The sequence below is a fragment of the Noviherbaspirillum sedimenti genome (assembly GCF_003590835.1).
GTDB classification, from domain to species: Bacteria; Pseudomonadota; Gammaproteobacteria; order Burkholderiales; family Burkholderiaceae_D; genus Paucimonas; species Paucimonas sedimenti.
The window spans coordinates 1,238,866-1,259,289 of the sequence record NZ_QYUQ01000002.1; the positions used below are offsets into that span (position 1 = coordinate 1,238,866).

Sequence of the window (20,424 nt, forward strand, 5' to 3'; positions counted from 1 at the left end):
CAGGCATGACCACCAAAAACTCCATCAAGGTCTTGATTGCAGACGACCATGCTATCGTACGCGCGGGTTTGAAGCAGATTCTTGCCGACACCAGGGATATCGCTGTCGCCGGCGAGGCGGAAAACGGCCTGGATGCCATCAAGCTGGTGCGCCAGGGGAAAGGCGAGGTCTTGCTGCTCGACATATCCATGCCTGACCGCAACGGCATCGAAGTCCTGAAGCAGGTACGCAAGGAAGTGCCGGATATCGCCGTGCTGATCCTGACCATGCATCGCGAAGACCAGTATGCGATCCGTTCCCTGAAAGCGGGCGCAGCCGGTTACCTCAACAAGCAAAGCGCGCCGGCCGAACTGGTCAACGCCATTCGCCAGGTCGCTGCCGGCCGCAAGTATGTGAGTCCGACGCTGGCCCAGGAACTGGCTAACCAGATCAATGAAGAACGTGAAGTGCCGCTGCACGAAACCCTGTCCGACCGCGAATTCCAGACTCTGACCATGATCGCTTCCGGCAAGACCGTCAGCGATATCGCGCGCGAGCTGGTACTGTCGGTCAAGACGATCAGCATGTACCGCGCGCGACTGCTGCAAAAGATGAAACTTCGACACAATGCGGAATTGACACATTACGCCATCAAGAATCAGCTGGTCGAAGAATAAGCCCCCTCTTTCTGCCTTGACTCTGGCAAAATATTATAATTGCAATTTCGCAACAGGATCCTTCTTGCCCCTGCAGGATCCACCGCGACCGACTGAAGCCCTGAAGTAAGCCTGCTTTTGCCGCCTGTTCAATCCTTCGCTGCAAGGTCGCTCGTTCGATTATCGGAAAAACACATGAAAGACCAGTCAGCACGCGCAAAAACAGGGATGTCGCAACAGTCCGATAGGCCGAACGAGCAGAATCCGGCGGAAATCGCCCGCGAGACAATTCGCCAGCTGGGACTGCGCCGAATAGCGCCGACGCCGCAAGCATATCGGGATATCTACGAGGAAATTGTCGGCAATACCGGCCAGCGCGATGTGCGCGAAATGCTGGCAGCCTTTGCTGAAAGCGTCATCCTGTCGCCCGCGCTGACCGATGCAGGACATCACCTGCGGCGCGCCGCCGAGGCGGAGGACTGGGAAGAATATGGCCAGCAGCTGGTGCTGCTGAGCGAACAGTTAGCGCAACCGGCCGCCGCGCCCGGCGCGCCTGCGACAGCCGCAACAGGCCTGGCGACGGCAGCTTCGGAGCAGGCAGGCGCGCCGAAGCTGGCGGCGGCCGATATACCAGCCTACTCGCTACGCGACATGCTGGCGCGCACACTCGGCTTCGCCGTGGTCTCGCTGTTGCAAAACGACGCGGAACTACGGGATGAAACAGAACAACTGGCACAAGCCGTCAAGCTCGTCAGCAGCAGGGGCGCGCTGGAAGATATCGGCGCGCGATTGAAACAACTGTATTTCAAGATCGAGATCAAGAGCACGGATTTGAGCGAACAACAGACGCAGCTGCTGCGCCTGTTCAAGCTGGTACTGGAAAACATCGGGGAATTGCTGGAAGACGACAGCTGGCTGCGCGGCCAGATCGCCGGGGTACAGAATATCCTGGCCGGACCGATCAGCCACGCCGCACTGCACGACGCCAGCCGCAGCCTGAAGGAAGTGATCTACAAGCAAGGCTTGTTGAAGCATAGCCTGGCCGAAGCCAAACTGACGGTGAAAAACATGATGATTACCTTTATCGATCGTCTGAGCGCCGTTGCCAACACCACCGGCGACTACCATGAAAAAATGACGGCCTATTCGGAAAAGATCAGTCAGACCACCGACATCATGGCGCTCAACAAGATCCTTGGCGACGTCATGCGCGACACCCGCAGCGCCCAGCTCGAAGCCCTGCGCTCACGCGATGAAATGCTGGCGGCGCGGCAGCAGGCGCATGAAGCCGAAAGCCGCATCCATCAACTCGAATCGCAACTCGAGCAGATGAGCGAACTGGCGCGCGAAGACCAGCTGACCGGCAGCCTCAACCGGCGCGGACTGGACGATGTCTTTGAACGCGAGGTGGCGCGCGCCGACCGCCGCAAGGGACAGTTGTGCATCGCCCTGCTCGACCTCGACGATTTCAAGCGCATCAACGACACCCATGGCCACCAGGCCGGCGACGAAGCCCTGATCCACCTGGTGCGGGTGATCAAGGATACCCTGCGTACCATGGACGTGATCGGCCGCTTCGGCGGCGAGGAATTCATGATCGTGCTGCCCGACACACCATTGGAATCCGCCTTGCAGACCGTGACCCGGGTGCAGCGCGAACTGACCAAGCGCATTTTCATGCACAAGCATGAACGTGTCCTGATCACTTTTTCGGCTGGCGTCGCCCTGCGCAAGGATGGCGAAGACCAGCAAGCGCTGTTCAAGCGCGCTGACGATGCCCTTTACCAGGCCAAGCATGCCGGAAAAAACCGTGTTGTCGCCGCGGAATAGGCCATGCGCTGCAAGCGCAAAAATCGCCGCGCCGCCCCCAACCCGCCATCACGGCGGGTTTTTTTATGCCCGCATCATTGCCATTATTGCATCCATGACTATGGCAATTCCCCATCCCAATCGGCCACTTCCTGAAAAACTTGAGCCATTTTCGCAAAAATATATTTCTTAAAAAACCACAAAATTACCCTATAGAAATTTCCAAACAGGGCCGACAACAACTTGTCTGGCTCATGTTCGAGCGAGACTGGAAAAATAAAAGTTGTTTCCAGACCTAAACTTTTTCCAGTACCGCCCGATAAAGCTAACAACACGGTTGGATTTGCAAGACAAGAAAAAACCAACCGCATTGACAGTATCCCGAGCCGGAAACAACGGACCCTTAAAGGAGAAACAACATGGCTGCTTTTATCAACACCAATATCTCGTCGTTGACCGCTCAGCGTAACCTGACGTCGTCCCAAGGCGCATTGGCCACTTCCCTGCAACGTCTGTCTTCTGGTTTGCGCATCAACAGCGCCAAGGACGATGCAGCCGGCCTGGCGATTTCCGAGCGTATGACTGCCCAGATCCGCGGCTCCAACCAGGCAGCACGCAACGCCAACGACGGCATCTCGCTGGCACAGACCGCTGAAGGCGATCTGGCTCAGATCGGCAACAACCTGCAGCGTATCCGCGAACTGGCTGTGCAATCCTCGAATGCTTCGAACAGCGCCAGCGACCGTGCCGCACTGAATAATGAAGCAGCCCAGCTGATCGCCGAAGTCGACCGCGTCGCTTCCAGCTCGCAGTTCAACGGCGTGAAACTGCTCGACGGTACATTCTCTGCCCAGTCGTTCCAGGTTGGCGCTAATAACACGTCGAACGACCGCGTAACGATTTCCCAGATTTCCAGCGCCAAGTCGAGCTCGCTGGGTGTCGGCTCCTCCTCCAGCTATGCAACCACCAAGGCAGAAGGTACCGCCGTAACCACTACTGCATTGACGGCCGGTCAGTTGTCGATTAACGGTTTTAACGTGGGTGCATCTACTTCGGACGGCGTTTCTTTTGCAAACGGAGATGCGAGCGGCATTGCGAAAGCGGCTGCAATCAACGCTGTGACTGCTCAAACAGGTGTAACCGCAACTGTCGGTGCAACAACATTGGCGGGCACGACAGCAACTACATTTGCCGCAATTGCTGCAGGTGATATCACGATCAACGGCGTCGACATCGGTGCCCTGCAAGTTGCAACCGGTGCTGCCGATCGCGGCGGTCAAGTTGCCGCTGCCATCAACGCAAAAACCGCGCAAACCGGCGTGACTGCAACATTTAACACGACTACAGGTGCGGTTGCATTGAGTGCCGCAGATGGCAGAAACATCAATGTAGTTGCTGCTGCGACCGCAGGTGCTAACGATGCAAACACCGGCTTGACCGCGGGTGCTGCGGCTGGAGCCGGCGCCACCGCGAATGCTACCTCAAAAATCACGCTGTCTTCGACAGGTTCAGCAGGTATCACGCTGGCCGGCGCAGCTGGCTTGACCGCCACTGGCCAAACTGTTGGCTATACTGCTGCAACTGCCACAGCTGGCGCCGGTGTTTCCTCGCTAAACTTGACCACAGCCGCTGGCGCACAAGCTGCTCTGGCCACCATCGACGCCGCACTGACAACCGTCAACAGCTCGCGTGCTTCGCTGGGTGCGATCCAGAACCGCTTCAGCTCGGTGGTGACCAGCCTGCAAACCACGTCGGAAAACTTGTCCGCATCACGTAGCCGCATCCAGGATGCCGACTTCGCTTCTGAAACCGCAAGCCTGACCCGCGGCCAGATCCTGCAGCAAGCCGGCACCGCGATGCTGGCACAAGCCAACTCGCTGCCAAACGGCGTACTGGCCCTGTTGCGCGGCTAATTGAGGTAGTTTGACCGTAGCAACCCGGCCGTTTCATCGGCCGGGTTTTTGCCCTTTAGGGAGACGATCATGGATATCCAATCAACTGGCAATGCTGCCGCAGCCGCAACGGCTCAGCCGCCTAAAACTGCTGTGCCGAACGCCCCGGCCGCCGCAGCAAAACCAGTTCCCGTCGAGACTGCCATTGCAGTCAAACAGGCTGCACCTGCGCCGACTTCGGCCGAAGTCGCCCAGGCGGTACGCAACCTGAACAAGGCGATGCTGGAACAATCGCAGAACCTGGAATTCACCATCGATTCCGACAGCAACCGCACCATCGTCAAGGTGATCGATCAAAAAACCAAGGAAGTATTGCGGCAAATTCCGAACGAGGAAACGCTGGCAATGGCCAAGGCACTTGATCAGATGGCGGCCGGTTTGCTGATCAGGCAAAAAGCCTAAAACAGAGAAATATGGAAATAGACGTGTAATTAGCCGTCTAAAGTCGGCTTTAATATTGCCGATAATCAGGTACAGTGTATTTTTCTGAAGGAGGCGCACGTGGCGATCTCATCACCTGGCATCGGCTCAAATCTGGATATCAATGGCATCGTCAGCCAGCTGATGTCAATTGAGCAACAGCCTTTGGTGAGCCTGAGTCAAAAAGAGGCGACCCACCAAGCCAAGCTCTCCGCAATCGGCAACCTGAAAAGCGCTCTGTCGTCGTTTCAAAGCGCTGTCAAGGCCCTTTCCGAGATCAGCAAGTTTCAGGCGGTCAAAGTTTCAGCGGCTGATGCGACGATTGCCTCGGCCAGCGGCAGCTCGGCGGCAGCGCCAGGCACTTATTCGCTGGAAGTCACCAAGCTGGCACAGGCGCAAAAACTTGCTTCCGCCGGCCAGGCCAGCGCTGCTACTGCGATTGGTCAAGGCACGATCACGTTTGACTTCGGCACCATTGATATCGGCGCGGGTTCGTTCAACAGCACGACCGGCAAGTACACAGGCGCCAGTTTTACCAGCAACGGCAGCGGCACCAAGACCATCACCATCGACAGCAGCAATAGTTCGCTGGCAGGCATTCGCGATGCGATCAACAAGGGCAATATCGGCGTTACCGCCTCGATCGTCAACGATGGCGGCGCCTCGCCTTATCGGCTGGTGCTGACCGAAACGACGACCGGCAAGACCAGCAGCATGAAAATCTCAGTCGCCGGCGACGCGGCGCTGGGCACCCTGTTGAATCATGATCCGAGCGCAGCACCTGCCGGCCAGGGTTTTTCCGAAACCGTCACTGCTCAGAACGCCGAATTCAAGGTCGATGGCATTGCAGTGTCCAAAACCACCAATACCGTTACCGACGTCATTGAAGGCGTGACGCTGACGCTGGCAAAAACCAATATCGGCAGCCCGACCAACATCACAGTGACCCGGGATACCGCAACAGTCACGGCGTCGGTCAACCAGTTTGTGCAGGCATTCAACCAGATCAACCAGACGCTGACTGATTTATCGTCGTATAACGCAACCACCAGGCAAGGCGCGATCCTGAACGGCGACGCCACCGTGCGCACGATTCAGACCCAGCTGCGCAGCATATTGACGACAGCGGTGGGCGGCGATGCCGGCGCCTATACCCTGCTCTCCCAAGTTGGTGTCTCGGTACAGAAAAACGGCACGCTGGCATTGGACAGCACTAAGCTACAAAAGGCAGTCGACAGCAATTTTTCGGATATTGCAGGGCTGTTTGCCGCGGTTGGCAAAACCAGCGACAGTTTGGTGACCTATACTGGCAGCGCTACAAAAACGACGGTTGGTGCTTATGCACTCAATATTACCCGACTGGCGACCCAGGGAAAAACCACCGGGCAAGCTGGCGACCCGGCAGACCTGCTTATTGATGCCAGCAATGATACGTTGCAAGTGCAGGTGGATGGTGTCGCGGCCACCATCACGCTGACACAAAAGACCTATGCCGATGCCGCCGCGCTGGCTGCCGAAGTGCAGTCCAAGATCAATGGCGCGTCTGCGCTGTCAAGCGCCGGCGCGTCGGTCAAGGTGACCGAATTGGCCGGTGTGCTGACCATTACCTCCAACAAGTATGGCTCTGCATCGAACGCCTCCATCACAGGCGGCAATGGCCAGGCCAGCATGATGGGCGCCACACCGTCCGCCAGTGCCGGCGAAGATGTTGCCGGTACGCTCAATGGCGTTGCTGCAACCGGTTCCGGCCAGGCACTGACTGGCGCAACCGGTTCGGCTGCGGAGGGATTGAAACTGATGATTACCGGCGGCAGCACCGGTGCCCGTGGCACGGTCAACTTTTCAAAAGGATATGCGTACCAGTTCGACAAGCTGGTCGACTCGATGCTGGAAAGTACCGGCCCGATTAATTCTCGCACAGATGGCATCAATGCATCGTTGAAGAGCCTGGCGCAGCAAAAGCAGCGTGTCAGCGACCGTCTGGTCAATATTGAAAAACGTTACCGTGCACAATTCACCGCACTTGATATGGCCATGGCCAGCATGACTAAAACCAGTAGTTTCTTGCAGCAACAGCTGGATAACTTACCCAAGATTGAATAAAGGGGACATGTAATGTTCGGAACGATAAGTAGCGGGGCCAATGCCTATTCCAAGGTCGCCGTCGAAACCGGCGTCGTGGCTGCCAGTCCGCATAAATTGATCGTCATGCTGTTTGATGGGGCAATGATTGCTGTGTCGACCGCCATCGCCAACATGAAAGCGGGCGACATACCGGGCAAAGGACAGTTGATTTCCAAGGCAATCTCCATCATTGAGAACGGCTTGCGCGCCAGTCTGGACAAGAATGCCGGCGGCAGCATTGCCGCTAATCTCGATGCGCTGTATGAATACATGACCAGCCGACTGGTGCAGGCGAACCTGAACAATCAGCCGGAAATGCTGAATGAAGTCTACGGCTTGCTCAAGGATTTGAAGCAATCCTGGGAAGCCATTGGCGATGTACCAGCCGCAGTGCCGACCGCTGGCGCGATGCCGCCAGCACCCGCTCCCGATTCACTGATGCCGCAGACATCCCGATTGGTAAAGGCTTGACCCATCATGAACAGCCACGAAGTCATTTCTTTGTACGAGACAGTCGCGGTCATTACCGAACAGATGCTGACCGCTGCGCGCAACGGCGATTGGGATCAACTGGCGGTACTGGAATCGCGTTGCGCAAGCCAGGTCGAAATCCTGCGCAAAAGTGAACATCCTGCGCCGCTGACTGGGGTCGTGCGCGAAAAGAAGGTCAAGATCATCAAGAAAATCCTCGCCGACGACCGCGAAATCCGCAACCTGACCGAACCCTGGATGGCCCAGCTGTCCCAACTCATCAACAGCACCGGCACTGAGCGCAAGCTGTCGCAAGCCTACGGCGCCACCCATTCGGGCTAAGCCATGCTGCCGCGGGCCGACCTCAATGCCACGCGGCCCGTCGCCTATGTCGAGGCGCCCATCCCGGTGGGCGGCAGCGGCGATGCCCGTCAAGAGGTCTTCCACCGCCTGAACCAGATCAAGCTTGGCCAGCAGGTGCAGGCCAAGGTGCTGGAACGCCAGCCGGACGGCAGCTTCATGGTGCGCCTGGCCGACACCACGGCGCGCATGTCGCTGCCGGAAGGCACCAAGACCGGCGACACGCTGGCCATGACGCTGCTGGCGCGCCAGCCGCGCCCCACCTTCATTCTGGAGCAGGATGCCGCTGTCAACGGCGGCGCCCGCACCACCCTGAGTTCCGCTGGCCGCCTGATCGACCAGCTGTTGCAATCCTCGCAGCAAAACGGCACATCCACCGCGGCGCTGGGCAGCACCCCGGTATTGCCTGCCCCCGCCGCCAATCCGGCGCTGCTGGCATCCGCACTGCAGAGCGCACTGAGCGCAAGCGGCCTGTTTTACGAGTCGCACCTGGCAGAGTGGGTAAAAGGCGCGCGCCCCCTGTCGGCCCTGCGCCAGGAGCCGCAGGCGCAAGCGGCACAAAGCCTGGCGCCACAGCCGGCAAATGGCCTGACCGACGCTGCCCTGTTGCGTCACCTGGCCCAACGCTGGACCGACAGCGGCCGCCCCATCGCAGAACTGGTGCAGGAACTGGACGCGCGCGCCGGAAATGCACAGGCACTGTTGGGTTTGCTGGGCGAGGCCGATGGCATGGCGCAGCAGACGCCGCAAACCGCGCAAATCCTCAATGCCCAGCTTAATGCCCTGGAAACGCAGCGCCTCATGTGGCAGGGCGAACTGTGGCCGGGCCAGAAGATGACATGGGAAGTCAGTCGCGATGCGCCCGATGGCGGGCAAGGCCAGCCGCAGGAGCAACAGGAAAGCTGGCAAAGCACGGTGAAATTCGAGCTGCCGCACCTGGGCGCGGTTTCCGCCACCATCCATCTGAGCGGCGAGCGCGTCAGCATTCTGGTGAACACCGATTCTGCCAACAGCGCAAACCTCCTGCGCGCCCACGGCGGCGAACTGGCACTGGCGCTGAAAGCAGCCGGCTCGCCCCTGGATGCACTGATGGTGAATGATGATGGAAAGGCCTGACCCCCGGCCGCAGAATGCGGTAGCGCTGGCCTACCTGGCCGGCGAAGCGGCGCCCAAGGTGCTGGCCAAAGGGCGCGGCCTGATTGCCGAGGAAATCATCCGGCGCGCGCGCGAAAACGGCGTGTTCGTGCACGAATCAAAAGAGCTGGTGGCCTTGCTGATGCAGGTCGACCTCGACAGCCATATCCCGCCGGCCTTGTACCGCGCGGTTGCGGAACTGCTGGCGTGGCTTTATCATCTTGACTCTGGGCAACACGACAATGACAAGGTATGATACGTCTCCGGCGCCAGGAGACTGCTGGCGCGCCGCCCAGATCCGACAAAACAATACCTAGATGCGAACCATCATCAACCCGGACAATCCCAGGGAACAGGAACTAAGCCCCTACCAGTTGCATTCGCGCCGGGAAATTGTCACGCTGCTGCGCGCGCTGGAACAACAGCGCCAGTTGATCACCATGCTGGTCAATGGCAGTCCGGAAGCGGTGATCACCTCGGTGCTGGGGGTCGATGAGGATAGCAACACCCTGTTCATCGATTGCGCCTCCAATCCGGCGATGAACCGCCGCATCGCGGAAAGCGATAACATTTCGTTTGAAACCGTGCTGGACCGGATCCGCATCCTGTTCTTTGCCGCCGAAGCGCAGGAATGCACTTACGAGGACTTGCCGGCATTGTCGCTGTCGATTCCGGCCTCGATGATCCGCCTGCAGCGACGCGAATATTATCGGGTACCGACCCCGATTACCAATCCGGTGCGCTGCACCATCCCGATCCAGCATGAACTGGGCACCGAAACCGTGACCCTGACCTTGCAAAATGTCAGCGGCGGCGGGATTGCGCTGATCGACGAGAAGAAGAGCCTGGATACCACCCATGGCACGATCTACCGGGATTGCCGCATCCATTTGCCGGGCAATACGGTGGTCGTGACCGCGCTGCAGGTGCGCAACTGGCAGGATGCCACCCTGCCAACCGGAAGATCGGTGCGCCGCATCGGCTGCCTTTTCATCGAGCTGCCGCCATCCATGCTGGCGGCGATCCAGCGCTACATCACCAAGCTCGAACGCGAGCAAAACGCCAAGATGACCGGCAATCTGAAGTAACTACACCTGCATGTTCATGATGTCGTGATAGGCCGACACCAGCTTGTTGCGCACCTGGACGGTGGCCTGGAAGTTGATGTTCGCCTTCTGCATCGAAATCATCACGTCCGACAGGCTGACCTTGTCATCGCCCGTCATGAAGGCCTGGCCGAGTTGTTCGGATTTTTGCTGGGTCTGGTTGACCTGGTCGAGCGACGCTTTCAGGGCCTCGCCGAAGCCGACCTTTTTGGTCGAGGTGGTGGCAGCATCGGCGGCCACCGGATTGATGCCGCCCTGCGGCCCTTGCGGTCTGCTGGCTGCCGCCTTCAGCTGCGCCATCATGGCTTCGATGCGGCCGGTATCGATCATCTGGGTTTTCATGGGTGTTCCTCGGCCAAAGCCGCCTTTTACTTTTACACAGCGCTACCTTAACATTCGCATAAAAATCCGGCGCTCTGATAAGCTGGAGAAATATTGCTCTATTCCAAGGATTAAAATTCCCGCCAGCGCCGACAATAAGCAACAACCTGAAAAGGGACTGGCATTTGAGGAAATCGGTGAATCGAACAATCGTACATAGCAGCAGACAGGGAGAGAGATCATGGCAGTAGCAGGCGAAGGCGCCCTGACTCCCGGCGTGGCGGGTTTCGCGCAATCGGCGGCGGGGCGCAACATCATCATGATGGTCGGCGCGGCGCTGGCGGTGGCGGCGATGGCGGGCGTCTGGATGTGGAGCCAGCAACCGGATTACCGGGTGCTGTTTTCCAATTTCTCCGACCGCGACGGCGGCGCCATCGTCGCTTCGCTGCAACAGATGAATATCCCCTACAAATATGCCGAAGGCGGCGGCGCCATCCTGGTGCCTGCCGCGCAAGTTCATGACGCCCGCCTGAAACTGGCCTCGCAGGGTTTACCCAAAGGCGGCAACGTCGGTTTCGAATTGATGGAAAATCAGAAGCTGGGCGTGTCGCAGTTCCATGAGCAGGTCAATTTCCAGCGCGCCCTCGAAGGCGAGCTGGCGCGCTCGATCCAGGCGATCGCGCAAGTCGCCGCCGCGCGCGTGCACCTGGCCCTGCCCAAGGCCTCGGTATTCGTGCGCGACCAGCAAAAGCCGACCGCCTCGGTGCTGATCAACCTGCACGCGGGCCGCAGCCTCGACCAGCAGCAAGTCAATGCAGTGGTGCACCTGGTTGCCAGCAGCGTGCCGGATCTGCCGCCCAAGAACGTCAGCGTGATCGACCAGAACGGCAACCTGCTGTCGCAGAACGACAAGCCGCGCGACGCCAACGGCCTCGATCCAACCCAGCTGAAATATGTCCAGGAACTGCAGCAAAGCATCGTCAAGCGCATCGAGTCGATCATCACGCCGATCGTCGGCGCCGACAACGTGCGCGCCGAAGCCACTGCGGACGTCGACTTCAGCCATACCGAACAGGCTGCCGAAATCTACAAGCCCAACCAGGAGCCCAACAGCGGCTCGGTGCGCAGCCAGCAATCCAGCGAATCCCTGAATGGCGCCCAGGCTGGCGCCACCGGCGTGCCCGGCGCACTGTCGAACCAGCCGCCGGCACCGGCCACCGCCCCGCTCACCGTGCCGCCCGCCGGTGCCGCCGGTACGTCTGGCGCTGCGGGAACCGTTGCCGCGCCAGGCTCCAGCGTGCAAAAGGATGTCACCGTCAACTATGAGGTCGACAAGACTGTGCGCTATGTGCAACAGCCGATGGGCGGCGTCAAGCGCCTCTCGGTGGCAGTGGTGGTGAATTACAGGCGCGACGTCGGCAAGGATGGCAAGGTAGTAATGAAGCCGCTTTCCGAAGCGGAAAAAACCCAGATCACCGACCTGGTCAGGGAAGCGATGGGCTTCAACCGTGACCGTGGCGACACGCTCAACGTGGTCAACAGCCCGTTTGCCGGCATGGACAAGGAAAAAATCGAGCCGGTGCCGATCTGGAAGCAGCCGGACGCCATGCTGCAACTGGCCAAGGATATCGGCCGGTATGTGCTGGGAATCGTCTTGCTGCTGCTGCTGTATTTCAAGATAGTGAAGCCGATCTGGGCGCGTATCGATGCCAGCCTGCAGCCGCCGGCCCCGCCGCCGGCACTCGCGCATGCCGCCGAAGATACGGACGACATCGTCGAGATCCAGCCGCGCGGCTATGAACACAATCTGAACCGCGCCAAGCAGCTGGCGCGTGACGATCCGAAACTGGTGGCAAATGTAGTCAAGTCCTGGGTGGGAACAAATGAGTGATGCAGGCATAGAAAAAGGCGCGATCCTGATGCTGGCGCTGGGCGAGGACGAAGCCGCCGAAGTGATGAAATACCTCGGTCCGCGCGAGGTGCAAAAACTCGGCGCGGCCATGTCGGGCATGAAGGGTGTGGCCAACACCAGGCTGGAAGAAGTGCTGGAAGACTTCCGCACCGAGACCGAGCAGGCCTCGGCGCTGGGCGTGGATTCGGACGAATACATCCGCCAGGTGCTGACCAAGGCGCTGGGCGACGACAAGGCCGCCTCGCTGCTCAACCGCATCCTCGGCACGCGCGACTCGTCCGGCATCGAAAGCCTGAAATGGATGGATGCGCAGTCGGTGGCCGAACTGATCCGCAACGAGCATCCGCAGATCATCGCCACCATCCTGGTGCACCTGGAACGTTACCATGCGTGCGAAGTCCTGGATCATTTCTCCGAGCGGCTGCGCAATGACGTGGTGCTGCGCATCGCCACGCTGGATGGCGTGCAGCCGAGCGCCTTGCGGGAACTGAACGAAGTGCTGACCAAGCTTTTGTCGGGCAATGAAAGCATCAAGAAGAAGCCGATGGGCGGCGTGCGCGCCGCAGCCGAAATCCTCAACTTCCTCTCCAGCGAAACCGAGCAGTCGGTCTTGTCCAACCTGAAGAACTACGACGCCGACATGGCGCAAAAGATCATGGACGAGATGTTCGTATTCGACAACATCCTCGATATCGAAGACCGTGGCATCCAGATCCTCCTGCGCGAGGTGCAGTCCGAAGCGCTGATCATCGCGCTGAAAGGCGCCGGCCAGGACTTGCGCGAAAAGTTCTTCAAGAATATGTCTTCGCGCGCCGCCGAGATGATGCGCGAAGACCTTGAATCGAAGGGGCCGGTGCGCCTGTCCGAAGTCGAGGCCCAGCAGAAGGAAATCCTGCAGGTCGTGCGCCGCCTGGCCGACGAAGGCCAGATCATTCTGGGCGCAAAGGGAGAGGACGCTTATGTCTAACGCCATCCTGCCCAAGGAACAGCAATCGGCCTTCGAACGCTGGGAAATGCACTCTTTTGACGACACCCGCCCAGGCGCCCGCCCGGCGCCGGCGGCCCCGCCGCCCCCAAAGGTCAGCATCGAGGAAATCGCCGCCATCCGCGAAGAAGCGCGCGCCCGCGGCCATGCCGAGGGCCTCGCTGACGGGATTGCCGAAGGCCGCGTCCAAGGCTTGGCCCAGGGGCGTGCCGAGGGCGCGGCGGAAATGGCGCATCTGCGGCAGATCGCGCAGCAACTGGGCGAGGAAGCCGTGCGCGCCGACCAGGCGATCGCCCACGACGTGCTCGCCCTGGCGCTGGACCTGGCCAAAGCCATGCTAAAAACCGCGCTGACAGTGCGTCCCGAACTGGTGGTGCCGATTGTCAGCGAGGCAATCCGCTACCTGCCCAGCCTGCAACAGCCAGCTTTGCTGATGCTGAACCCGCTTGATGCAGCCATCGTCAAAGAGCAGATGCATGACGAACTGGACAAGGCTGGCTGGCGCATCGTCGAAGATGCCCAGGTCAAGCGCGGCGGCTGTCGCATCGACACCGCCACCAACCAGATCGACGCCACCATCGACACCCGCTGGCAGCGCCTGGCCGAAACGCTCGGCAAGCAATCGGAGTGGCTGGCGTAATGAGCGCCCTGCCCTCGCGCACCGCCCGCTGGCAAGCCTATCTGCGCGATTGCGGCGAACTGGCGGCGATCGCCGAACCGATGCAGGTCTGCGGCCGCGTTACGCGCGTCGCCGGCCTGGTGATGGAGGCGGTCGGCCTGAAGCTTGCGGTCGGCAGCGCCTGCACCATCCCGTTGCCGAACGGCGCGAAGATCGAGGCCGAAGTGGTTGGCTTCAACGACGACAAGCTGTTCCTGATGCCGCAAAGCGATGTCGAAGGCGTGATTCCCGGCAGCCGCGTATTCCCGGTGGAAGCGGTGCAATCCTTGCCGCGCCCCGGCGAAGTGAACCATCCGCGCCGCCGCCCGAGCGACCGCGGCCGCCACCTGCCGGTCGGCGACGAATTACTGGGCCGCGTGCTGGACGGCGCCGGCCGCCCGCTCGACAGTCTCGGCCCGCTGCACAACCGTCATGCCGCGCCGCTGAATGTGCGCGCCGCCAATCCGCTGGGGCGTGAGCCGATTTCCCATATCCTCGACGTCGGCGTGCGCGCCATCAACACCATGCTGACCGTCGGACGCGGCCAGCGCATGGGCCTGTTTGCCGGCTCGGGCGTGGGTAAATCAGTCTTGCTGGGCATGATGGCGCGTTACACCACCGCCGACGTCATCGTCGTCGGCCTGATCGGCGAACGCGGCCGCGAAGTCAAGGAATTCATCGAACAGATCCTCGGTCCGGAAGGCTTGAAGCGTTCGGTGGTGGTGGCGGCGCCGGCCGATACGCCGCCGCTGATGCGCCTGCAGGGCGCGGCCTACACCACCGCCATCGCCGAACATTTTCGCGACGAAGGCAAGCATGTCCTGCTGATCATGGATTCGCTGACCCGCTACGCCATGGCGCAACGCGAAATCGCCCTGGCCATCGGCGAGCCGCCGGCCACCAAAGGTTATCCGCCCTCGGTGTTCGCCAAGCTGCCGGCGCTGGTCGAACGCGCCGGCAACGGCAAGCCGGGCGGCGGTTCGATCACCGCCTTCTATACCGTGCTGACCGAGGGCGACGACCAGCAGGATCCGATCGCCGATTCGGCGCGGGCGATCCTCGACGGCCACATTGTCCTCAACCGCAGCCTGGCCGAAGCCGGCCATTATCCCGCCATCGACATCGAGCAATCGATCAGCCGCGCCATGCACAGCATTACCGACGCCAAGCACCAGCAGCTGGCGCGCCGTCTCAAACAGCTCACTTCGCGCTACCAGCGCAACCGCGACCTGATCAGCGTCGGCGCCTACGCGCACGGCAGCGACCCGGTACTGGACCAGGCAATCGCGCTGTTCCCGAATATTGAGAAATTTCTGCAACAGGACATCACCGAGCGGGCCGGCATAAACGAGAGCTTGCAGCAACTTGCCACGCTATTCCCCTGATTGCAGCGGGGAAGAATGAATTAAGATGACAACATGGCCAATCCATCCGCACTTGTCACCCTGATCGAACTTGCCGTCAAGGACAGCGACGACGCCGCCAGGCGGCTCGGCGAAGCCTTGCGCGCTGCCGAAGAAACCGAAAAAAAGCTTGAGATGTTGCTCGGCTACCGCGATGAGTATGCTTCCCGCTTCCAGAGCAACCAGGCGAACGGCATCAGTGCGATGGAATACCGTAATTTCCAGCTCTTCATCGACAAGCTCGACACCGCCATCAGCGGCCAGCAAACGATCGTCGACAACGCCAGGCACCGCGTTGACGGCGAACGCAAGAGCTGGCAGGAATGCGAACGCAAACGCATGTCGTATGACACGCTCGCCAGCCGCGCGGAAACGGCCAGGCAGCACAAGGAAAACAAGCGCGACCAGAAGCAGATGGATGAATACGCGGCGCGCAGCGCGATGTACAAACGCTAGGGTTCCACGCCGGAACACCTCGACATGACCAACAAAATGGCGATGACAGCATGCTAACTCCAGCGATCCTGAATCTTTCCAGCCCCGCCTCGGGCCAGGCGGCCGCGGCCAAATCCGGCCCGACGGCGCCAAACGGCGCGTTCAACCAGATGTTGTCGCAGCAGATCGCCGAACGGCGTGATGCGGGAAAATCGGTGCCAGCCCGACCCGCCGGCCAGGCTGGCAAGACCGAGCTGAAACAGGCAGAAGCAAAGCCATCTGCTGCCAAACCGGACGAAACGAAACAAAGCAGCGAAAACGGCAGCGCCAATGAAGTCGCAAACACCCGGGATAGCGAGGAAAAAACTGTCGAGGCGGCGACCAGTACGCCGAGCGCCACCGAATTGCTCGCCCAGATGGCAGGCGCCCTGATCAAGCCGGAGCCTGCTGCCGCTGCGGGCGCTGCAGCAAACGCTGCAGCGGGCAGTGCCGTCATGGCCGTCGATGCCACAACCGTGGCTGGCAAGCAGGGCTTGCTGGCGGCGGCAGATCCTGATTTGCAACAGGAACAGGCGACCGTGCGCGGCGAGCAGACCGCGTTCACAGGATCGCTGCGCCACGCCAGCGAGCAACAGGCTGCGCTGCAGCAAGGCGCCGCACCCGACAACGCCCGCAGCGCAGACACCAAGGCATCGGACAAGCTGCTCGAACTGCCAGCGGCCCCCAGACTGCAGGACACCCCGGCGATCAACGCGACCGCGCCACAAATGCAGGCAGGCGCATTGAACACGCTACAAGCAGCCGGCGCCCAGATGCCGGACCGCCTCACGCCGCATGTGGGCAGCCCGGCATGGGACCAGGCGCTCGGGCAGAAAGTCGTGTGGATGGTGGCCGGCGCCCAGCAGTCGGCGTCGCTGACGCTGAACCCGCCGGACCTCGGTCCCTTGCAAGTGGTGCTGAATGTCAGTAACGGCCAGGCCGATGCCAGCTTTTATGCCGCCCAGCCGGAAGTCCGGCAGGCGCTGGAAGCCGCCCTGCCCAAATTGCGCGACATGATGAGCCAGGCCGGCGTGGAACTCGGGCAGACCTCGGTCAGCGCCGGCATGCCGCAACAGCACGAGCGGCCAGGCAACCATGCCGCCCACGCCCAGCAGGCGGGTCACGGCGCCACTGCTGCTAAAGGCGCAGGCGAAGCGCCGCTGCCGCTCGCCCGCACCAGCCAGGCAGTCGGCGGCCAGGGGCTGGTCGACACCTTCGCCTGAGTTTTCAGCAGGGCGCAGACCCTGGCCCCCCTTGCCGTTATCGCGCCCGGCGACGCATGAGTTGCCCCAAGCGCATGCATTTGCGTTTACCATACGCAGCCGACGAGATAAAAACAACGATATGCGCCCGCTTCCCCGCTCTATTCCACGCATCCACGTCGCGTTTTTTTCCCGATAATAAGCTCAATTGTTCAGGCAGCACACAAGGAATCTCCATGGCGACAGCCCCCAAATCAGTTCAGAAAGCCCCCGCGAAGGGCGCCACGGAAGCGGCGGAACAGCCCGCCGCTGCGGCCAAAAAGTCTGGCAAAAAAGGCCTCCTGATCCTGCTCATCCTGCTGCTGGCAGTCGGCGGCGGTGCGGCCGCCTGGTACTTCCTCGGCCAGAAAAATTCCGCGCACGGGACTGAGAAAAAATCGATCGATCCGTCCAAGCCGCCGGTATTCATGGTGATGGAGCCGTTCACCGTCAACCTGCAGCCGGATGGCCTGGGCGACCAGTATCTGCAAGTCGCATTTTCCCTGCAGGTGGGCAGTGAAAAAGACGTCGAAGCCATCAAGCTGTATCTGCCCCAGGTACGCAGCCGCCTGCTGCTGCTCCTGTCCGGCAAGAAGGCCTCCGAGATATCGACCGTCGACGGCAAGAAGAAACTGGCCGACGAGATCATGGCGCAGGTCAGGCAGCCGTTCATTGCCGGCGTCGCGCCGCAAAACGTCACAAACGTGTTCTTCACCTCCTTTGTGATCCAGTAAGGTCGCCATGGCTGACAATTTCCTTTCACAAGAAGAAGTTGATGCCCTCCTGCGGGGCGTCAACGGCGACCTGGACGATGCCCCGGCCCAGGAAGATGTGTCGGGAGTCCGCCCCTATAACCTGGCAACCCAGGAGCGCATCGTTCGCGGACGCATGCCGACCCTGGAAATCATCAATGAACGCTTCGCCCGGCTGTTGCGCATCGGCCTGTTCAATTTCCTGCGCCGCAGCGCCGAGGTCTCGATCGGCCCGGTGCGCGTCTCCAAGTACAGCGAATTCATCCGCAACCTGGTGGTGCCGACCAACCTGAACCTGATCCACATGAAGCCACTGCGCGGCACCGCGCTGATGGTGCTCGACCCCAACCTGGTGTTCCTGCTGGTCGATAACCTGTTCGGTGGCGACGGCCGTTTTCATACCCGGGTCGAGGGACGCGATTTTACCCAGACCGAGCAACGCATCATCCAGCGCGTGCTGGACATCATCTTCGAGAACTATGCCAAGTCCTGGGAGCCGGTGTACCCGGTCGAATTCGAGTACATCCGTTCCGAGATGAATACCCAGTTCGCCAACATCGCCACCCCCAACGAGGTGGTGGTCTCCACCACCTTCACCGTCGAACTCGGCCCGGTCTCCGGCGAAATGCATTTCTGCTTTCCGTATTCGATGATCGAGCCGATCCGCGACATCCTGACTTCCAGCCTGCAGGGCGAAACGCTGGAGATGGACAAGCGCTGGGTGCGCCTGATGACGCAGCAGATCCAGAGCGCCGAAGTGGAGCTGGTGGCCAACATGGGCACCGCCCGCGCTACTTTTGGCGACATCCTCAACATGAAGGTGGGGGACATCATTCCGCTCACGGTTGCACCGAATATCGCCGCCGAGGTCGATGGCGTGCCGGTGATGGAATGCAGCTATGGCAAGTTCAATGGCCAGTATGCATTGCGGGTGGAAAAATTACTGACACATAGCAACGAGTTTGCGCAAGGAGAAGAAAATGGCTGACGAAATCGATAACCAGGCCAGCGCCGAAGACGATTGGGCGGCGGCGATTGCCGAACAGACGCGCAGCGAGGCTGCCGCAGCGGCGCCGCAACCGGCCGCGCCGAATTTCCAGGACTTCGCCGGCAGCGCCAAGGGCACAACCCACAACGACATCGACTTCATTCTCGACATCCCGGTGCAGATGACCGTCGAACTGGGACGCACCAAGATCGCCATCAAGAACCTGCTGCAACTGGCGCAGGGCTCGGTGGTGGAACTCGACGGCCTGGCCGGCGAGCCGATGGACGTGCTGGTCAACGGCTGCCTGATCGCCCAGGGCGAAGTGGTGGTGGTCAACGACAAGTTCGGCATCCGCCTGACCGACATCATTTCGCCGTCCGAACGCATCCGCAAGCTCAACAGATGAAGCACGCCTGCCGGTTCGGCCACATCATCGTCCACCTCATCCGCCATGCCACCGCTGCCGCCCTGCTGACGCTCGGCGGCGCAATGGCCCACGCCGGGCAAGTCGCACCGACTGCGCCGACTGCCCCGAGTGCAGCGCCGCAGAGCGCCGCAACGGCCACGGCCGGCAGCTTCTTCCAGGTCTTGCTGGGACTGGTCGCGGTGCTGGCCTTGCTGGCCGCGATCGCCTGGTTTCTCAAACGCTTCAACCTGGCGCGGATCGCCGGCAATGCGCCGCTCAGGATCGTCGGCGGCGTCTCTGTCGGCAACCGCGAGCGGGTTGTGATCGTCGAAGTCGCCGATCAGTGGATCGTGGTCGGCGTCGCGCCCGGGCAGGTGAATGCCCTGACCACGCTGGCGCGCCCGGCAAACGCACCAGCCCAGTTGCAGGGAACATCGCCGCCGGCGGGCGACAATTTCGCCGCCTGGCTCAAGCAGAAAATCGATACACGCAATGCGCAATAAACATTTGATTCGCGTCGCGCGCCAGGCGGCGCGCTGGAGTCCCCTCCTGTTGCTGAGCCTGCCGCTGTTTGCATCGGCCCAGCAGGCCGGGCTGCCGGCGCTGACCAGCACGCCGGCGCCGGGCGGCGGCCAGACCTATACCCTGAGCCTGCAGACCCTGGTGCTGATGACGGCGCTGACGATGCTGCCGGCGGCGCTCTTGATGATGACCAGCTTCACCCGCATCGTCATCGTCCTGTCCTTGCTGCGCCAGGCGCTCGGCACCCCTTCCGCGCCGCCCAACCAGGTACTGATCGGCCTGGCGCTGTTTCTCACCCTGTTCGTGATGGGCCCGGTGCTGGACAAGGTCTATGCCGACGCCTATCAGCCGCTGTCGGAAAACAAGATCACCATGCAGCAGGCGCTGGACAAGGGCGCCGCGCCGCTCAAGGAATTCATGCTCAAGCAAACCCGCCAGTCCGACCTGGCGCTGTACCTGAAGATCTCCAACACCCCGGCCCTGCAGGGGCCGGAACAGGTGCCGTTGCGCATTCTGGTACCAGCCTTCATCACCAGCGAACTGAAGACCGCGTTCCAGATCAGTTTCGCCATTTTCATCCCGTTCCTGATCATCGACATGGTGGTTGCCAGCGTGCTGATGTCGATGGGCATGATGATGGTGTCGCCGGCAATTGTCGCGCTGCCCTTCAAGCTGATGCTGTTCGTACTGGTCGATGGCTGGCAGCTGCTGATCGGCTCGCTGGCGCAAAGTTTTTACTAGGAATACTGCA

Annotated in this window: 23 protein-coding genes; 21 read left to right on the forward strand and 2 right to left on the reverse strand. The window is 60.8% G+C overall.

Going from position 1 to position 20,424, the window contains the following annotated elements; translation table 11 throughout:
• Positions 1 to 5 precede the first annotated feature (5 nt).
• On the forward strand, positions 6 to 656 hold the full coding sequence (locus tag D3878_RS05760) for a response regulator (protein WP_119784598.1): 651 nt from the start codon (positions 6 to 8) through the stop codon (positions 654 to 656).
• Positions 657 to 830: 174 nt separating this feature from the next.
• Positions 831 to 2,465, forward strand: a complete 1,635-nt coding sequence (locus D3878_RS05765) for a GGDEF domain-containing protein (protein ID WP_233556243.1) — start codon at positions 831 to 833, stop codon at positions 2,463 to 2,465.
• A gap of 98 nt (positions 2,466 to 2,563) precedes the next feature.
• Here the strand turns inward: D3878_RS05765 and D3878_RS05770 are convergent, their stop codons facing one another.
• The gene (locus D3878_RS05770; protein WP_147383894.1) at positions 2,564 to 2,815 is read right to left on the reverse strand and encodes a hypothetical protein; all 252 of its coding nucleotides are present in this window, start codon (positions 2,813 to 2,815) and stop codon (positions 2,564 to 2,566) included.
• 48 nt (positions 2,816 to 2,863) lie between these two features.
• On the opposite strand from D3878_RS05770, the gene D3878_RS05775 reads away from it, so the two are divergent.
• The 8 genes from D3878_RS05775 (at position 2,864) to D3878_RS05810 (ending at position 9,993) form a co-directional block, all read left to right on the forward strand.
• Positions 2,864 to 4,357, forward strand: coding sequence for a flagellin N-terminal helical domain-containing protein (locus D3878_RS05775; protein WP_119784601.1), 1,494 nt, complete (start codon positions 2,864 to 2,866; stop codon positions 4,355 to 4,357).
• Positions 4,358 to 4,426: 69 nt separating this feature from the next.
• A complete protein-coding gene (locus D3878_RS05780) occupies positions 4,427 to 4,798 on the forward strand; it encodes a flagellar protein FlaG (RefSeq protein ID WP_119784602.1) in 372 nt (123 codons plus the stop codon).
• Positions 4,799 to 4,897: 99 nt separating this feature from the next.
• On the forward strand, positions 4,898 to 6,919 hold the full coding sequence (gene fliD / locus D3878_RS05785) for a flagellar filament capping protein FliD (protein ID WP_119784603.1): 2,022 nt from the start codon (positions 4,898 to 4,900) through the stop codon (positions 6,917 to 6,919).
• Between the two features lie 12 nt (positions 6,920 to 6,931).
• Positions 6,932 to 7,411 carry a flagellar export chaperone FliS gene (fliS, locus tag D3878_RS05790; RefSeq protein WP_119784604.1) on the forward strand — a complete coding sequence of 160 codons (480 nt, stop codon included), beginning with the start codon at positions 6,932 to 6,934 and terminating at the stop codon, positions 7,409 to 7,411.
• Between the two features lie 6 nt (positions 7,412 to 7,417).
• Positions 7,418 to 7,753 (forward strand): flagellar protein FliT, encoded by a 336-nt coding sequence (locus tag D3878_RS05795; protein WP_119784605.1) that lies wholly within the window; start codon positions 7,418 to 7,420, stop codon positions 7,751 to 7,753.
• 3 nt (positions 7,754 to 7,756) lie between these two features.
• Positions 7,757 to 8,887, forward strand: coding sequence for a flagellar hook-length control protein FliK (gene fliK / locus D3878_RS05800; RefSeq protein ID WP_119784606.1), 1,131 nt, complete (start codon positions 7,757 to 7,759; stop codon positions 8,885 to 8,887).
• A complete protein-coding gene (locus D3878_RS05805) occupies positions 8,874 to 9,161 on the forward strand; it encodes an EscU/YscU/HrcU family type III secretion system export apparatus switch protein (protein ID WP_119787727.1) in 288 nt (95 codons plus the stop codon). The genes fliK and D3878_RS05805 overlap by 14 nt, the downstream gene beginning before the upstream one ends.
• A gap of 61 nt (positions 9,162 to 9,222) precedes the next feature.
• Positions 9,223 to 9,993 carry a flagellar brake protein gene (locus D3878_RS05810; protein ID WP_119784607.1) on the forward strand — a complete coding sequence of 257 codons (771 nt, stop codon included), beginning with the start codon at positions 9,223 to 9,225 and terminating at the stop codon, positions 9,991 to 9,993.
• Here D3878_RS05810 and fliE read toward each other — a convergent pair whose 3' ends face one another.
• A complete protein-coding gene (gene fliE / locus D3878_RS05815) occupies positions 9,994 to 10,353 on the reverse strand; it encodes a flagellar hook-basal body complex protein FliE (RefSeq protein ID WP_119784608.1) in 360 nt (119 codons plus the stop codon).
• A gap of 220 nt (positions 10,354 to 10,573) precedes the next feature.
• Between fliE and fliF the strand changes: the two genes are divergently transcribed.
• From fliF to fliP, 11 genes are all read left to right on the forward strand, one after another.
• Positions 10,574 to 12,223, forward strand: a complete 1,650-nt coding sequence (fliF, locus tag D3878_RS05820; RefSeq protein WP_119784609.1) for a flagellar basal-body MS-ring/collar protein FliF — start codon at positions 10,574 to 10,576, stop codon at positions 12,221 to 12,223.
• On the forward strand, positions 12,216 to 13,211 hold the full coding sequence (gene fliG / locus D3878_RS05825) for a flagellar motor switch protein FliG (RefSeq protein ID WP_119784610.1): 996 nt from the start codon (positions 12,216 to 12,218) through the stop codon (positions 13,209 to 13,211). The genes fliF and fliG overlap by 8 nt, the downstream gene beginning before the upstream one ends.
• Positions 13,204 to 13,869: a FliH/SctL family protein gene (locus tag D3878_RS05830; RefSeq protein WP_119784611.1), complete on the forward strand. Its 666-nt coding sequence runs from the start codon at positions 13,204 to 13,206 to the stop codon at positions 13,867 to 13,869. Before fliG ends, D3878_RS05830 begins: the two co-directional genes overlap by 8 nt.
• Positions 13,869 to 15,272 carry a flagellar protein export ATPase FliI gene (gene fliI, locus D3878_RS05835; protein WP_119784612.1) on the forward strand — a complete coding sequence of 468 codons (1,404 nt, stop codon included), beginning with the start codon at positions 13,869 to 13,871 and terminating at the stop codon, positions 15,270 to 15,272. Before D3878_RS05830 ends, fliI begins: the two co-directional genes overlap by 1 nt.
• Before the next feature lie 33 nt (positions 15,273 to 15,305).
• The gene (gene fliJ, locus D3878_RS05840) at positions 15,306 to 15,746 is read left to right on the forward strand and encodes a flagellar export protein FliJ (protein ID WP_119784613.1); all 441 of its coding nucleotides are present in this window, start codon (positions 15,306 to 15,308) and stop codon (positions 15,744 to 15,746) included.
• A 50-nt stretch (positions 15,747 to 15,796) separates the two neighbouring features.
• A complete protein-coding gene (locus D3878_RS05845; RefSeq protein WP_119784614.1) occupies positions 15,797 to 16,987 on the forward strand; it encodes a flagellar hook-length control protein FliK in 1,191 nt (396 codons plus the stop codon).
• 215 nt (positions 16,988 to 17,202) lie between these two features.
• Complete coding sequence (fliL, locus tag D3878_RS05850) at positions 17,203 to 17,739, forward strand: flagellar basal body-associated protein FliL (RefSeq protein WP_119784615.1); 537 nt, start codon at positions 17,203 to 17,205, stop codon at positions 17,737 to 17,739.
• Positions 17,740 to 17,746: 7 nt separating this feature from the next.
• Positions 17,747 to 18,745: a flagellar motor switch protein FliM gene (gene fliM / locus D3878_RS05855; protein ID WP_119784616.1), complete on the forward strand. Its 999-nt coding sequence runs from the start codon at positions 17,747 to 17,749 to the stop codon at positions 18,743 to 18,745.
• Complete coding sequence (gene fliN / locus D3878_RS05860) at positions 18,738 to 19,151, forward strand: flagellar motor switch protein FliN (protein WP_119784617.1); 414 nt, start codon at positions 18,738 to 18,740, stop codon at positions 19,149 to 19,151. The genes fliM and fliN overlap by 8 nt, the downstream gene beginning before the upstream one ends.
• A complete protein-coding gene (gene fliO / locus D3878_RS05865) occupies positions 19,148 to 19,654 on the forward strand; it encodes a flagellar biosynthetic protein FliO (RefSeq protein ID WP_119784618.1) in 507 nt (168 codons plus the stop codon). The genes fliN and fliO overlap by 4 nt, the downstream gene beginning before the upstream one ends.
• The gene (gene fliP / locus D3878_RS05870) at positions 19,644 to 20,414 is read left to right on the forward strand and encodes a flagellar type III secretion system pore protein FliP (RefSeq protein WP_119784619.1); all 771 of its coding nucleotides are present in this window, start codon (positions 19,644 to 19,646) and stop codon (positions 20,412 to 20,414) included. The genes fliO and fliP overlap by 11 nt, the downstream gene beginning before the upstream one ends.
• Positions 20,415 to 20,424 lie beyond the last annotated feature (10 nt).

Coding starts and splice junctions, on each gene's coding strand:
- fliF (WP_119784609.1), top strand. CDS start 10,574: ATGGCAGTAGCAGGCGAAGGCGCCCTGACTCCCGGCGTGGCGGGTTTC.
- fliE (WP_119784608.1), bottom strand. CDS start 10,353: ATGAAAACCCAGATGATCGATACCGGCCGCATCGAAGCCATGATGGCG.
- fliM (WP_119784616.1), top strand. CDS start 17,747: ATGGCTGACAATTTCCTTTCACAAGAAGAAGTTGATGCCCTCCTGCGG.
- D3878_RS05805 (WP_119787727.1), top strand. CDS start 8,874: ATGGAAAGGCCTGACCCCCGGCCGCAGAATGCGGTAGCGCTGGCCTAC.
- D3878_RS05770 (WP_147383894.1), bottom strand. CDS start 2,815: ATGCGGTTGGTTTTTTCTTGTCTTGCAAATCCAACCGTGTTGTTAGCT.
- fliS (WP_119784604.1), top strand. CDS start 6,932: ATGTTCGGAACGATAAGTAGCGGGGCCAATGCCTATTCCAAGGTCGCC.
- D3878_RS05810 (WP_119784607.1), top strand. CDS start 9,223: ATGCGAACCATCATCAACCCGGACAATCCCAGGGAACAGGAACTAAGC.
- fliP (WP_119784619.1), top strand. CDS start 19,644: ATGCGCAATAAACATTTGATTCGCGTCGCGCGCCAGGCGGCGCGCTGG.
- D3878_RS05845 (WP_119784614.1), top strand. CDS start 15,797: ATGCTAACTCCAGCGATCCTGAATCTTTCCAGCCCCGCCTCGGGCCAG.
- D3878_RS05775 (WP_119784601.1), top strand. CDS start 2,864: ATGGCTGCTTTTATCAACACCAATATCTCGTCGTTGACCGCTCAGCGT.
- fliO (WP_119784618.1), top strand. CDS start 19,148: ATGAAGCACGCCTGCCGGTTCGGCCACATCATCGTCCACCTCATCCGC.
- fliK (WP_119784606.1), top strand. CDS start 7,757: ATGCTGCCGCGGGCCGACCTCAATGCCACGCGGCCCGTCGCCTATGTC.
- fliG (WP_119784610.1), top strand. CDS start 12,216: ATGAGTGATGCAGGCATAGAAAAAGGCGCGATCCTGATGCTGGCGCTG.
- D3878_RS05795 (WP_119784605.1), top strand. CDS start 7,418: ATGAACAGCCACGAAGTCATTTCTTTGTACGAGACAGTCGCGGTCATT.
- D3878_RS05830 (WP_119784611.1), top strand. CDS start 13,204: ATGTCTAACGCCATCCTGCCCAAGGAACAGCAATCGGCCTTCGAACGC.
- fliN (WP_119784617.1), top strand. CDS start 18,738: ATGGCTGACGAAATCGATAACCAGGCCAGCGCCGAAGACGATTGGGCG.
- fliJ (WP_119784613.1), top strand. CDS start 15,306: ATGGCCAATCCATCCGCACTTGTCACCCTGATCGAACTTGCCGTCAAG.
- D3878_RS05760 (WP_119784598.1), top strand. CDS start 6: ATGACCACCAAAAACTCCATCAAGGTCTTGATTGCAGACGACCATGCT.
- fliL (WP_119784615.1), top strand. CDS start 17,203: ATGGCGACAGCCCCCAAATCAGTTCAGAAAGCCCCCGCGAAGGGCGCC.
- D3878_RS05780 (WP_119784602.1), top strand. CDS start 4,427: ATGGATATCCAATCAACTGGCAATGCTGCCGCAGCCGCAACGGCTCAG.
- fliI (WP_119784612.1), top strand. CDS start 13,869: ATGAGCGCCCTGCCCTCGCGCACCGCCCGCTGGCAAGCCTATCTGCGC.
- D3878_RS05765 (WP_233556243.1), top strand. CDS start 831: ATGAAAGACCAGTCAGCACGCGCAAAAACAGGGATGTCGCAACAGTCC.